Annotated in this window: 13 protein-coding genes and 1 other RNA gene; all 14 read right to left on the minus strand. The window is 51.0% G+C overall.

Annotated elements, in window-relative coordinates; translation table 11 throughout:
- Positions 1-282: 282 nt before the first annotated feature.
- A complete protein-coding gene (locus CHH75_RS24120; RefSeq protein ID WP_095399367.1) occupies positions 283-549 on the minus strand; it encodes a pro-sigmaK processing inhibitor BofA family protein in 267 nt (88 codons plus the stop codon).
- A gap of 52 nt (positions 550-601) precedes the next feature.
- The gene (locus CHH75_RS24125; RefSeq protein WP_095268154.1) at positions 602-898 is read right to left on the minus strand and encodes a hypothetical protein; all 297 of its coding nucleotides are present in this window, start codon (positions 896-898) and stop codon (positions 602-604) included.
- A 167-nt stretch (positions 899-1,065) separates the two neighbouring features.
- On the minus strand, positions 1,066-1,665 hold the full coding sequence (gene recR / locus CHH75_RS24130; RefSeq protein WP_095399368.1) for a recombination mediator RecR: 600 nt from the start codon (positions 1,663-1,665) through the stop codon (positions 1,066-1,068).
- Between the two features lie 26 nt (positions 1,666-1,691).
- Positions 1,692-2,003 carry a YbaB/EbfC family nucleoid-associated protein gene (locus tag CHH75_RS24135; protein ID WP_095268156.1) on the minus strand — a complete coding sequence of 104 codons (312 nt, stop codon included), beginning with the start codon at positions 2,001-2,003 and terminating at the stop codon, positions 1,692-1,694.
- A 40-nt stretch (positions 2,004-2,043) separates the two neighbouring features.
- Positions 2,044-3,771 carry a DNA polymerase III subunit gamma/tau gene (dnaX, locus tag CHH75_RS24140; RefSeq protein ID WP_095268157.1) on the minus strand — a complete coding sequence of 576 codons (1,728 nt, stop codon included), beginning with the start codon at positions 3,769-3,771 and terminating at the stop codon, positions 2,044-2,046.
- Positions 3,772-4,045: 274 nt separating this feature from the next.
- An RNA gene (gene ffs / locus CHH75_RS24145) (signal recognition particle sRNA large type) lies at positions 4,046-4,313 on the minus strand.
- 114 nt (positions 4,314-4,427) lie between these two features.
- Complete coding sequence (gene rpmE / locus CHH75_RS24150; RefSeq protein ID WP_095268158.1) at positions 4,428-4,625, minus strand: 50S ribosomal protein L31; 198 nt, start codon at positions 4,623-4,625, stop codon at positions 4,428-4,430.
- A 139-nt stretch (positions 4,626-4,764) separates the two neighbouring features.
- Entirely contained in the window at positions 4,765-6,042 is a 1,278-nt protein-coding gene (locus CHH75_RS24155) for a radical SAM family protein (RefSeq protein WP_095268159.1), read from the minus strand.
- 35 nt (positions 6,043-6,077) lie between these two features.
- Positions 6,078-7,403, minus strand: coding sequence for a transcription termination factor Rho (gene rho, locus CHH75_RS24160; protein WP_095399369.1), 1,326 nt, complete (start codon positions 7,401-7,403; stop codon positions 6,078-6,080).
- Positions 7,404-7,627: 224 nt separating this feature from the next.
- Positions 7,628-8,881 carry a UDP-N-acetylglucosamine 1-carboxyvinyltransferase gene (locus CHH75_RS24165; RefSeq protein WP_095268161.1) on the minus strand — a complete coding sequence of 418 codons (1,254 nt, stop codon included), beginning with the start codon at positions 8,879-8,881 and terminating at the stop codon, positions 7,628-7,630.
- Positions 8,882-9,093: 212 nt separating this feature from the next.
- Positions 9,094-9,948 (minus strand): class II fructose-1,6-bisphosphate aldolase, encoded by an 855-nt coding sequence (gene fba / locus CHH75_RS24170; RefSeq protein WP_095268162.1) that lies wholly within the window; start codon positions 9,946-9,948, stop codon positions 9,094-9,096.
- A gap of 175 nt (positions 9,949-10,123) precedes the next feature.
- Complete coding sequence (locus CHH75_RS24175; RefSeq protein ID WP_095268163.1) at positions 10,124-10,507, minus strand: response regulator; 384 nt, start codon at positions 10,505-10,507, stop codon at positions 10,124-10,126.
- A 373-nt stretch (positions 10,508-10,880) separates the two neighbouring features.
- Positions 10,881-12,488, minus strand: coding sequence for a CTP synthase (locus CHH75_RS24180; RefSeq protein WP_095399370.1), 1,608 nt, complete (start codon positions 12,486-12,488; stop codon positions 10,881-10,883).
- A 373-nt stretch (positions 12,489-12,861) separates the two neighbouring features.
- Positions 12,862-13,413: a DNA-directed RNA polymerase subunit delta gene (gene rpoE, locus CHH75_RS24185; RefSeq protein WP_095268151.1), complete on the minus strand. Its 552-nt coding sequence runs from the start codon at positions 13,411-13,413 to the stop codon at positions 12,862-12,864.
- Positions 13,414-13,540: the final 127 nt, after the last annotated feature.

The raw sequence follows: 13,540 nt of genomic DNA on the forward strand, positions 1-13,540 counted from the left end.
ATATCTGCTTCATTTATTGTACGGCTTGTACAACATCATGTTGCAGTGGATTTTAACAAAATCCATACTCACTCGTTGTTCAGTTTTCAAAGATCAATGCTTTGTTTTCGTTCGCCGTAACTCACAGCGGCGACTTTAATAATATATCACACTATCTCGTTCCCGGTCAAGAAGTTTTTTTGATTAATTTTTCATCCATTATCTTCTAAACCGCTGGGGAACGATCACACCCGAACAAAACGGGCGAATCTTAATGTATCACAGATGATAACCCGCCGTCAACTATCCGAGCAATGTTATTTTAAGCCCGAGAAGCAAAGCGACGCCCGGCAAGCCGAGCACCATTACCGTGCCGATCGTCATCGGATTCAGCGGAATATAGGCCTCAGCCGCAAGCCCCGTGAAATTAACGACATACAGCCCGACCGCAGCCAGCGCCAGATGAGCTCCAAACACCGTGACCCATCCCATGCCCAGTCTTTTTTTTAAGATAATATAGATGAGCAGAAGCAGCGAAACGCATAGTACACCGAGCATCATCAGTTTCACCCTGACCCCCTCCTTCATCGTTGAATTGTTTGCAAATATTCGTCTGTCCAGCCTAGTTGACTTTTCCCTCTCGCTTTCCCTTCAAGTAATGCATGTCTGCCCCGTTCAGATTAAGCCGCTTCGCTTGCTTCAGATTCATCTGATATTTTCGTTCGGCCGCCTCCAGAATGTAGATCGCATAGTCAATCTGATCCTGACCCGTGGCCTCCTGGAACAAGAGATGCGCTCGTTCCCACTCCACCTGCGACCTCCTCACATCCATGTACACATTCCACAGACGCTCCTGCTCATCGGCTGTCATGTACTCCTCCTGATTCTCCTTCCGATGCTGCCTCCACCACATTTTCATCTCATATCCTCTCCTTCTATGAATCTTAAGCCTGCCAAAAAGACCGCCTGTTTCATTCATATCGAAGAAGGGACAAACTTAGAACAAAAAAAGGAGCCCTCCGGCTCCTTCTGCTGCTTAGATGTTGTTAGACTAACAATAATACTAACGATGAAGCCGGCTGCTGGTCAGTTTAGTTCCCTCCGGCCTTCAAGCGCCTTCGACAATGTCACCTCATCCGCATACTCCAGGTCGCCGCCCACCGGCAAACCATGCGCAATACGGGTCACTTTTATATCAAAAGGACGCACCAGCCGGGAGATATACATCGCGGTTGCCTCTCCCTCAATGTTCGGATTGGTCGCCAAAATCAATTCTTTGACTCTTTCATCACTAAGCCGGTTCAGCAGCTCCTTCAAACGGATTTCATCCGGTCCAATCCCTTCCATAGGAGAAATCGCACCATGAAGCACATGATAATACCCGTCGAATTCCTTGGTCCGCTCCATGGCCACCAGATCCTTCGCGTCCTGAACTACACAGATAACCGAGGCATCCCGTGTCTTGTCTTGACATATCCGGCACGGGTCCGTATCCGTAATGTTGCAGCACACCGAGCAGTAGTGCAGATTCCGCTTGACGCTAACCAGCGCTTTGGCAAAATCAATAACGTCGTCTTCTTTCATATTTAGAACGTGAAAAGCCAGGCGGGCAGCCGTCTTCGGCCCCACACCCGGCAGTCGCGTAAAGGCGTCGATGAGCTTCGCGATCGGTTCGGGATAGTACAAATGTAACTTCTCCTTCTGGGGTTAAATTAGAACAAGCCCGGAATTTTCATGCCACCCGTGAACTTGCCCATATCCGCATTAGCAAGCTCCTCCGCCTTGGTCAGCGCATCGTTCACCGCAGTCAGAACAAGATCCTGCAGCATCTCAACATCGTCAGGGTCAACAGCCTCCGGCTTGATGTTAATGGACAGAATTTGCTTGTGTCCGTTCGCCTCTACTGTAACCACGCCGCCGCCGGACGTGCCTTCCACCGTTTTCGTAGCCAGCTCTTCCTGTGCCTTCAGCATTTGCTCCTGCATCTTCTTCACTTGCTTCATCATTTGGTTCATATTATTCATACCGTCATCTCTCCTTCATTATAGGGTGCGCATATATGCGCTAATCTTTTATGACAACGAGGTCCTCACCAAATAGTTGGATCGCCTCATCAATCCATGGTTTCTCTCCTTCGGCCTCGGAAGCTTCATGTTCCAGCGTCAGCTCCTCGGCCTTAGGCTTTCCCTCGCCCTCCAGCACATCGCTCCAGTCCCGATGCATCATCGTGATCAAGCGGTGCGGCTTGCCAAGAATCCTCTCCAGCACACCCTCAATCACCTGCTTGTTGGCAGGTCTTTCGGTAGTCTCGCGATGGATGTTGTTCTTGAAAGCGATCAGGACTTGATCTTCCCATACCGATACCGGCTCTCCGTCCATCAGCCAGGCGTGAACCGTTACCTTCTCGTCTTTCACACTTTGTAAAATCTGCGCCCATTGGCGCTGAACGGCAGTAAAGGCTTCGCTCGAACTGGCGGCCACATACTGATTGATGTTCGGCGGGATTTTGGCAGTACTCGACAGCTTAGGCGCCGGCGTTCTTGCCGGTTTGGCCGCTTCACGACCACCCGCTCCCGCCACTGGCCCTTGCTGGATCAGCCGTTCCAGCTTTCTCTCAAGCTGCGCCACCTGCTGCTTCAGTTTGGCGACTTCTCCGGCATCCGCACCTGCAGCGGCATGACCTGCTGCCCCGCTCTCACCAGACCCTTGGGTAATCCCCGATAGCTTCAGCAGGGCCACTTCAAACAGCGTCTGAGGCTGGGAAGCATATTTCATCTCGCTTTGGTACCGATTCAGCGTATCGATCATCTGAAACAGCTGTGCCTGTGTAAAAGCGGCCGCCATCTCCTCGAACTCTGCCGGATTCAGAACGCGGTCGGTCAGTTTGTCGGCATTCGGCACCATTTTGATCATCAGCAGATCACGGAAATAGTACAGCAGGTTCTCCATGCACTTGTCAGCGCTTTTCCCTTCCTGCATGAACTGTTCCACGATCTGGAGCACAGCCCCGGCATCTCCCTGCTTCAAAGCGGAAGCCAAACGCCCGAACTGCTCCGATGCGATGCCCCCGGTCATATTCATAACCTGCTCGTAGGATACCGAGCCCCCTGTATAAGAAGCAATCTGATCGAGAATGCTGAGCGCATCCCGCATGCCGCCGTCGGATAGACGGGCGATGTAGGAAAGTGCTTCTGGCTCGGCCTGAATTCCTTCTTCTTCGCAGATACGCTGAAGGCGTCCCGTCTGCTCATCCAGAGACACTCTCCGGAAGTCAAAACGCTGACAGCGCGATATGATCGTGGCCGGGAGCTTGTGCGGCTCCGTTGTAGCCAATATAAACATGACGTGAGCCGGCGGTTCCTCCAGCGTCTTCAGGAGCGCATTGAACGCCTCTGTCGTCAGCATGTGCACTTCGTCTATGATGTAAACTTTGCGGCGCACCTCGGTCGGTGCGTATTTCACCTTCTCCCGCAGATCGCGAATTTCCTCCACACCACGGTTGGATGCGGCGTCGATCTCCTGCACATCCATTACAGCTCCAGCTGTAATCCGGCGGCAGGCCTCACAATCATTGCAGGGTTCCTCGGCCGGGCCTGCCTCACAGTTCACGGCTTTGGCCATAATCTTAGCCGCACTGGTCTTGCCGGTGCCCCGTGGACCGCTGAACAGGTAGGCGTGGGATACCCGCTGCTCGCGAATCGCATTCTGCAGGGTCTGGATTATATGCTGTTGGCCCACCATGTCGCGAAACGACTGCGGCCGCCACGCACGATATAACGCGATATGTTCCACTGTGCTTTACCCTCTTTCAACTTCCACTTCACGGCAAATACGCCGATCCCTCATGGCTTCATTGTCCGTGCAGACACAACAGCTAGTTCTTCGCTCGTCAATCTCAAGGTCAAAAAGAACATGTCGGCAGACGGTTATATTATACTACATTCTATACTACTTACCCCAGCCTTAGCAAAAGGTTTGCTCCGGAATTTCATCGTCACAGCCAACGTGAAAACAAAAAAGCATCTCTACCCAAACGGTAAAGATGCTGATGTGCAAATATGTAATACCGTGCACCTGTTATCGATAATTGCGATCCAAGCGGAAGCCCTGAACAACAACTCGGGCTAGGCCACCCTCCGGCACAAAAGCGGTCCTGCTTATGGCTGCTTCCTTCCGGACCTGACCAGGTTCACAGGTGCTCATTGCGGAGGACCCAACCGTCAACATTGCGTTCAGGGACCAGGCCTCACATCGACAATACCTCTAACAGGAATTCAACCTCGCTACAGCGGATTGCGAGTTACAGGGCACCGCTACCTCCCCGTCTAGCACGGCGAACTTTAGTATATCGCATCGAATCTCAAAATGCAACCGATGGCATAACTTGCCTGTTAGCCGAAGCCATAGGCAGAACAAAACCCCTTCGCCAGATGCAAAGGGGACTGTTATTAGATACCGTATTTCTTTTTAAATCTATCGACACGGCCGCCGGCATCCACGAATTTCTGTTTGCCAGTGAAGAATGGGTGACAGTTCGAGCAAATCTCAACACGCAGGTCCGGCTTAACGGAACCTGTCTCGAACGTGTTACCGCACGCGCAAGTAACCGTGGTAACATGATATTTCGGTTGAATATCCTGTTTCATTAGACTTTCACCTCTTTCCGCCCTGAGCCTCATGCGGACCCAGAGTTATATGGACACATAAATGGAGTATAGCATGGGAAAATTATTAGCGCAATAGCCCAACCTTATCCGTTAGCCGCAGTCCCGCTTCCATATTATCTCAAAGCGCTGCCGGCTTTTTCTTCGGTCTGGCTTGTCCGGCCGGCGGCACGTGAGTGTAAGAGCCGATGACCACATCAGGCAGCTCTGCCTGCATGATCTCAATCGCCTGCTTCATCCCGAGTATGTCGCCTTGTGCCGGCGGAATCAGCTCCAGATAACTCTCTGGATCAATGTTCAGGTTGCGCAGCTGAATAAGACGGAGACCTGTACGGCGGGCAAACTCAATCATCGCCTCCAGCTCCTCCTCCCGGTCCGTTACACCCGGAAAGATCAGGTAGTTGATCGAAGTGTACACCCCTTGATCCGATGCATAGCGAAGCGATTTCTCTACGTTCGCCAGCGTATAGCCCCGCGGCTTGTAATAGGCATTGTAATGATCGTCGAGCGCACTGATCGTGCTGACCCGCATCAGATCAAGGCCAGCATCTACGATACCGCGGATAAAATCAGTCAACCCGGCATTGGTGTTGATATTAATGTAACCCATATCAGTTTGGGAGCGAACCTCGCGCATCGCTTCAATAATAATCTTCGCCTGCGTAGACGGTTCTCCCTCGCACCCTTGACCGAAGCTGATGATCGATTCCGGAGTCTTGAGATGCTCCAGCATCACCTGTACCAGCTCGTCCACTCGGGGTTTGAAATTCATCCGGGTCTGAGGCGCCACAAAGCCGCTGTCATCCGGCTGCTCGGATATGCATCCGAAGCATCCTGCATTACAGGAATAGGATACAGGAACGGCCCCCTCCCACCGGTTCAAAAACGTATTGGATGCAGTAAGGCACTCATAGCCGAGCGCACAATTGGATAAATGCTCATACAGCCGGTTCTCCGGATATTTGGCGGTCAGTCTTTGGACGCCAAGCTCTAGCTCGCCCAGGTCACAATTGACCGGGTTCCACTTCTCCGGATCATCCGACAAACGTGCGGTTGTATAGAATCCGCCATCCTTCCACACCACGGCGGAATATCCGAATAGCGGCAGCTTATATTCCTTGTCACTTTTCACGTAGCCGGGCAGGCATAGACGCGTATACCCCTGCGGCAGCAAAGCACCGACAGCCGTATAATGGTCTTCCAGCGGCAGCATCTCTCCGGTATCGGGGTCCATCCCGATCGCCCGGGTGTTCGGCAGCCCTACAAGCGTAGCGCCTTCCGGCAACGGAATTAATTCATCCTCCAAAATCTCGACAATCATGTCTCCACTGCGACCAAGAGCAATTAGCTCGCGATGATCGTAGACCTGTCCTTGTTCATCTGCATAAACCAAATACATGCTGATCTCCTATTCTATCCGGGATATTCCGCACCTTAGCTCTGAGGAGCTGTCGCCGCTGAAGGTCTGGATGTGCGTTTAGCCGGTTCTCTTCCAGTTCCAGAGCCGCCGTTATGGCTGGCCGCATCAAACGATGCCAAAAATTCCGCATTGGTCTTCGTATCACGCATTTTCTTCAAGAAGCCTTCTACAAAATCGGCAGAATCATTCATATTTTTACGGATGGCCCATATGGTGTCCAGCTCATCCTTGCTCAGCAGCACCTCTTCACGGCGCGTGCCGGAACGACGGATGTCGATCGCAGGGAAAATGCGCCGCTCGGCAAACCGGCGATCCAGATGAAGTTCCATATTGCCCGTTCCTTTAAATTCCTCGTAGATGATGTCATCCATACGCGACCCGGTCTCTACCAGCGCCGTCGCCAGAATCGTCAGGCTTCCGCCCTCCTCCACATTCCGTGCCGATCCGAAAAACCGTTTCGGACGGTGGAACGCAGCCGGATCAATCCCCCCGCTCAGCGTGCGGCCAGATGGCGGGATCACCAGGTTGTACGCCCGGGCCAGACGGGTAATGCTGTCCAGCAAAATCACAACATCCTTCTTGTGCTCGACCAGACGAAGCGCACGCTCCAGCACCAGCTCAGCCACCTTGATATGGTTCTCCGGCAGCTCGTCAAAGGTTGATGCAACCACCTCGCCTTTAACAGAACGCTGCATATCCGTCACTTCTTCCGGACGCTCGTCAATCAGCAGCACGAACAGCTCGATATCAGGGTAGTTGGTTGAAATACTGTTGGCGATTTCTTTCAGAAGGAGCGTCTTTCCCGCTTTTGGCGGAGCCACAATCAAACCGCGTTGTCCCAAACCTACAGGAGCCAGTAAATCCATGATCCGGGTAGACAATTGATTAGGGGATGTTTCGAGAACGAGCTTTTCTTGTGGATAAAGAGGAGTCAGAGCTGGAAAGTGCAGCCGTTCAGCCGCAACAGTTGGATTTTCTCCGTTCACCGCATTGACCTGCAGGAGGCCAAAATAACGTTCATTTTCCTTCGGCGCCCGACATTTGCCGGATACCAGATCCCCGGTCCTCAGATCGAATTTGCGAATCTGGGATGCAGAGATATAAATGTCCTCTGTGCTGGGAAGATAATTAATGGGTCTTAAGAAGCCGTAGCCTTCAGGTAAAATTTCAAGGACACCCTCCATAAACATCAGACCGCTTTGCTCAGCCTGTGCGCGAAGGATCGCAAAAATCAGTTCCTTCTTCTTCAGCTGACCGTAATAGGGGATCTGATACTTCTTGGCCAGCTTATACAGATCCGTCAGCTTCATGCCTTCCAAATCGGATATTTGTAAATCCATTTAATAACCACCTATTCAATTTTAATCATTCTGTACATTAATTTAACCAGTTTGCTATGGTCTCTATCATTCTATGGATGAGTTACTAGGATAGGATTGCCCAAATTAGAGGGAGATATGCAGTAAGATTCTCATATTTCCCTCAATTTTACAATAAAAACCTTGATATGGATACCTAAAATATGACAGGCCTGTACCTCCATAACGAAGCAAACCGCGCGTCGTTATTCCGATTCACGCCATACTTCGGCACCAAGCGCACGAAGATTGGACACGAGGTTGTCGTAGCCTCGATCAATGTATTCCACACCGGTCACTTCGGTCACACCCTCAGGCACCGTCAATGCTGCAATCACAAGCGCAGCCCCAGCGCGAAGATCGGTGGCCTTCACTTTGGCCGCATTCAGCGGTCCGCCTTCAATAATGGCTGAGCGCCCCTCTACACGGATTTTCGCGCCCATGCGCACCAGCTCCGGCACATGCTTGAATCGGTTGCTATATACAAAATCGCTGAGCACACTAACCCCTTCGGCCTGGGTCAGCAAACTGGTCATCGGAGATTGCAGATCGGTAGCAAAGCCAGGATAGATCAGCGCCTTGACATCTACATGCTCGTAGCGTTCCTTCCCGGTGACCCGGATGCTCTCATCCAGCTCTTCGATACCGACACCCATCTCGATCAGCTTAGCCGTCAACGCCTCCAGATGTTTGGGGATCACGTTGTCGATGACCACATCACCGCGGGTGGCCGCAGCAGCGATCATATAAGTTCCCGCCTGAATTCGATCAGGAATAATAGAATGACGGCAGCCATGCATCTCGGAGACACCTTCGATACGGATCGTTTCCGTACCCGCCCCTTTGATGACGGCTCCCATGGAGTTGAGCAATGTAGCAACATCTATGATTTCAGGCTCTTTAGCCGCGTTTTCGATAATTGTAGAGCCTTTGGCCTTGGCGGCCGCCAGCATAATATTAATCGTCGCGCCGACGCTGCTGACATCAAGATATATTTTTGCGCCCCGCAGCTCTTTGGCATGCAGATGAATGGAGCCATGCTCATTCGTTACGGTAGCTCCAAGCGCTTCAAACCCTTTGATGTGCTGGTCGATCGGACGAGGTTCAAAGTTGCATCCGCCCGGCAATCCGATGACGGCTTCTTTAAATCTTCCGAGCATTGCGCCCATTAAGTAATAGGATGCCCGAAGCTTCTTAACCGCTCCGTTAGGCATCGGAATCGCTTTGATATCGGAAGGGTCGATCTTCATCTGACTGTCTTCCCAGGAAACCTGGGCACCCAGATCCCGCAAAATTTCAGCATATACCGCCACATCGCTCAGATGGGGCAAATTATCAAGCGTCACTTCCGATTCCGCGAGAATCGCGGCCGGAATTAAAGCAATTGCACTGTTCTTAGCACCGCTGATTGTGACGGAGCCATGCAGTGGGCGTCCACCGCTGATCATCAATTTTTCCATAAGCTTTAGGGTCCCCCTACATCACTTCGCAGCCGGAAATGGTTCTGATGGCACAATTCATAAAGGTGATGAAATGGAAAAACACCGGCTAAGCGGTGTGCTTTCCATCCCATCATATTCAGCTAGATCAAGCTAGCTGCAGAATCGCTGGAGGCCATACCAAGCATCCGTTACGCCTCAGCATTCAGAGCTAAGCAGAATAACAAGTCAGTTTACGCTTTGTTGTTGGAGCCGAACTCACGGATTTTGCCGATCACCGTTTGTTTGATCGCTTCGCGACCTGGCTTCAGGTAAGTACGTGGATCATAAGCTTCAGGCTTCGCAGCCAGCACTTCGCGAACCACTTTGGAGAACGAAATTTGGTTCTCGGTGTTTACGTTGATTTTGGAGGTTCCAAGGGAGATCGCTTTTTGAATGTCGTGTGTTGGAATGCCTGTTCCGCCATGAAGAACCAGCGGAAGCTTCACCGCATTGCGGATTTCTTCCATTTCCTTAAAGCCGAGGTTAGGCTCGCCTTTGTAAGGTCCGTGTACGGAGCCCAGTGCAGGAGCCAGTGTGTCGATTCCGGTCTCGTTGACGATACGAACGCAATCGTCGAGCTTCGCGTACATCACTTCGCCGACAACGTCATCCTCTTGGCCGCCAACCATGCCCACTTCAGCCTCAACGGAGACGCCTTTAGCGTGTGCATATTCAACAACCTGTTTTGTCGTTTCGATGTTCGTGTCGATCGGGCTGTGGGAATCGTCGATCATGACGGAAGTAAATCCGGCATCGATCGCTTCCTTACACTTCTCAACACTGGAGCCATGGTCAAGATGGATTGCTACCGGAACCGTCACTTTCAGGTCCTGCATCAGTCCTTTCACCATATGCACAACGGTGTTGAATCCGCCCATGTAACGCGCTGCGCCTTCGGACACGCCAAGGATAACTGGCGATTTCTCTTCTTCGGCAGCTTCCAGAATGGCATGTGTCCATTCAAGGTTATTAATATTGTACTGACCCACCGCGTATTTACCTTCGAGCGCTTTGTTCAGCATTTCTGTCATGGATACTAATGGCATGGTTTCATCCTCCTAAAGATGCTTTGTTTGTCTATGGACAATAGCCGTGATAACATACGGACTTATTATACCACATCGCGTTATAAATACTAAACAAGCATTTCCTAATTTACTGCGTCACACATCACACTGTTGTCAAAAAAAAGAATTCCGCAACATGTGCAGAATTCAACATTCAGCCAATATGGCTCGTCGTCCCTTTCAGCTGGGCATTTACGGCCTGTCTCATTTCATCGATATCAAACGGCTTGGTAAAGTGCATCAGAGCGCCTAGTTCCGTCGCTTCCTTGATCATGTCAAGCTCGCCATAGGCGGTCATCATGATCACCTTGATTTCAGGATCCATCTGCTTGATATGCTTCAGAATCTCAAGTCCGTCCATTCCAGGAATTTTCATATCCAGCAGAACCAAATCCGGCGAATGCTGCTTTACAATCTCAAGGGCAATCTTCCCGTTCGCCGCTTGAAACGTCTCATACCCTTCGCTGCTGAACACTTCCATCAAAAGGATGCGGATGCCATTCTGATCATCCACAATCAACACTCTTTGCCTGCTCATCTTCCCTTGCCTCCTAACTTGGAATTGAACAAAGTATATAAAAACCTGGAGTCTCAATTGTCCCAAAAGCAACCCTTATCTGTATTCGCCTGCCGATGTTGAAATCCTCCTTTGCCTGAAAAAAGTCCTAAAAAAAGATGTTTTTAGTGGATGTTTTTTCAAAAATCCAAAAAAACGACGTTTAGCCAACAAATGATATAGGGCAAAATGCTTGCATTTATCCCTATATTCGACTTGATTTCCGGCAGTTCCTCCGGCCGATCAGCACATCGTATTCACCGATGGGGCCTGACCACCGCATCACGTCAAGCCAGGGACAGCGGAATACAAAGAAAGCTTCCCGGAATCGGGAAGCTTTCTGCACTTAGGAAACTTAAAGTTGTTGTTGATGCCCGATCGACGCCTTCACAAATTCCCGGAAGAGCGGCTGCGGACGGTTCGGACGGGATGTGAATTCCGGATGGAATTGCACGGCCAGGAACCAAGGATGGCCCGGAAGCTCTACAATCTCGACCAGACGACCGTCCGGGGACGTACCGGAAATGCGAAGTCCCGCCTTTTCGATATCTTCACGGTATTCGTTGTTGAACTCGTACCGATGGCGATGTCTTTCGTATACCAGCTCGTCCTGATAGCATGCCTCGGCCAGGGAACCCGGCACCAGCTTGCACGGATACAAGCCAAGTCGCATCGTGCCGCCCAGATCCTCAACATCCTTCTGCTCAGGCAGCAGGTCGATTACCGGGAACTCGGTCGAAGGGTTAATCTCCGAGCTGTTCGCCCCGTCAAGACCCACCATGTTGCGGGCAAATTCAATGACCGACACCTGCATTCCAAGACAGATGCCGAAGAACGGAATGTTTCGCTCGCGCGCGTAACGAATGGCGCTGATCTTGCCCTCGATGCCGCGATCGCCAAATCCGCCCGGCACCAGGATGCCTCCGACGCCGCGCAGCAGCTCGTCCACATTGCCATCATTCACTTCTTCCGCATTGACCCAGCGAACCTTCACCTCGGCGTTGGCATCAAATCCGGCATGGGACAACGATTCTACCACACTCAGATAAGCATCATGGAGCGCAACGTACTTGCCGACGATCGCAATCTCCACCGTCTTCTCCAGCTTCGACACCCGCTCCACCAGCTGCTCCCATTCCTTCATATCCGGCGCAGGAGTTGTCAGCTTCAGATGGTTGACTACAATCTCGTCAAGCCCTTCATCCCGGAGATTAAGCGGAATCTCGTACAAGGAGGAGGCGTCGCGGCATTCCACAACCGCATTCGGATCAATGTCGCAGAACAGCGCAATTTTGGCTTTCATCTCGGTGGACAGCTCATGCTCTGTCCGGCAAACAATGACGTTAGGCTGAATGCCAATGCTGCGAAGCTCCTTCACACTGTGCTGTGTCGGCTTTGTCTTCACTTCACCGGCCGCTTTAATATACGGAATGAGGGTAACATGAATATACATGACATTTTCGCGACCAACATCGCTTTTAATCTGGCGGATCGCTTCCAGAAACGGAAGGCTCTCGATGTCGCCCACCGTACCGCCGATCTCGGTAATGACCACATCAGAACCGGCTTCGCGACCTGCGCGGAACACGCGCTCCTTGATCTCGTTCGTAATGTGAGGAATGACCTGCACCGTACCGCCCAGGTACTCGCCCCGACGCTCTTTGCTGATGACGGAAGAGTATACTTTGCCTGTGGTAACGTTGCTGTTCTTCGACAGGTTAATATCGATAAACCGCTCGTAATGCCCAAGGTCCAGGTCGGTTTCCGCACCATCATCGGTCACAAATACTTCACCGTGCTGATATGGACTCATGGTGCCCGGATCTATGTTAATGTACGGATCGAACTTTTGAATCGTAACTTTCAGCCCTCTGTTCTTCAGCAATCTGCCCAACGATGCCGCGGTGATGCCCTTTCCTAAGGATGACACAACCCCGCCTGTTACAAAAATATACTTTGTCACTGTATAAAACCCTCCTAAATAATCTCCATAACTTCAGGCGACATATGATGTTATAGCGTAACCCGTTTTCCCCTGATTCATCAGAAGCGGGCCTAACAAAAAGCACGGCCCGCTTCCAAAAATGGCGAGCGAGCTGGCCTTCAACCTATTGCCTATGTTCCCCGGGATTCTCCGGTTGCATCCCGCATCCGTCAATCCCCATATAAACAAAAAAAGTGACCCGAAAATAAATTAACGGGGCACTTTTTATTATTAAAAAACTCATTCACAATCATAAGCCCAAGCAATAGTTTACTCTGTGCCTTATCCGATTGTCAAGAGACAGAAACAGGCTCAAAATTCACCAGTGCTTCGAAGGGCATATACTTGCATCCTAATCAAGCTCTTCTTCCTCGAGCTCTTCCTCCAGCAGATCGTCCTCTTCCTCGGCATCCTCATCGTCCAGCTCATCATCGAGGACCACCTCATCATCGACATCTTCGTCCGCATCGTCTTCATCGAAGAGATCGTCCTCCGCATCCTCGTCATCCAGCACATCGTAGCTGTCGTCTGCATCCTCGCTGCTGAACGTATCTTCCTCTTCCGTGAAATCATCGTCATCATCATCTTCATCATTGATGATCCGCGGACGCTTGGCGTTCGAAATCGGATCCTCGGATTTCTCCAGCGGGTACCAGCGCTTCAATCCCCACAGGTTCGTTCCTACACAGGCGAAACGTCCGTCTATATTGATCTCTGTATATAACTGGGCAATCGTCTCGTTAATTTCCTCTTCCGTAAAGCCGCGAAGCTTGGCTACCTCATTCATAAGGTCACGGTAATAATACGGCGTGTTGGCTGCCTTCAAAACCATAAAAGCCAGGTCAACCATCGGGATTTCCTGAACCTTCTCCGGGTCGAGCTTTAAATTGAGCGGATTACTCACTAACGTACACTTCCTCTCACGCAATCTTCACGTATATATCCTCAGGCATATCCATTATCAAACCTAAGTAAAACCTATTTGCACATAAAAATCAAGTTTTTCTCCTTTTCCCCACGGGAAAAAGGGG

The sequence above is a fragment of the Paenibacillus sp. 7541 genome (assembly GCF_002276395.1).
Classification (GTDB): Bacteria; Bacillota; Bacilli; order Paenibacillales; family Paenibacillaceae; genus Paenibacillus_AQ; species Paenibacillus_AQ campinasensis.

Excerpts from the sequence above, each read along its gene's own strand:
- CHH75_RS24175 (WP_095268163.1), bottom strand. The coding sequence starts at position 10,507 with ATGAGCAGGCAAAGAGTGTTGATTGTGGATGATCAGAATGGCATCCGC.
- CHH75_RS24135 (WP_095268156.1), bottom strand. The coding sequence starts at position 2,003 with ATGAATAATATGAACCAAATGATGAAGCAAGTGAAGAAGATGCAGGAG.
- fba (WP_095268162.1), bottom strand. The coding sequence starts at position 9,948 with ATGCCATTAGTATCCATGACAGAAATGCTGAACAAAGCGCTCGAAGGT.
- CHH75_RS24155 (WP_095268159.1), bottom strand. The coding sequence starts at position 6,042 with ATGTATTTGGTTTATGCAGATGAACAAGGACAGGTCTACGATCATCGC.
- rho (WP_095399369.1), bottom strand. The coding sequence starts at position 7,403 with ATGGATTTACAAATATCCGATTTGGAAGGCATGAAGCTGACGGATCTG.
- rpmE (WP_095268158.1), bottom strand. The coding sequence starts at position 4,625 with ATGAAACAGGATATTCAACCGAAATATCATGTTACCACGGTTACTTGC.
- CHH75_RS24165 (WP_095268161.1), bottom strand. The coding sequence starts at position 8,881 with ATGGAAAAATTGATGATCAGCGGTGGACGCCCACTGCATGGCTCCGTC.
- CHH75_RS24125 (WP_095268154.1), bottom strand. The coding sequence starts at position 898 with ATGAAAATGTGGTGGAGGCAGCATCGGAAGGAGAATCAGGAGGAGTAC.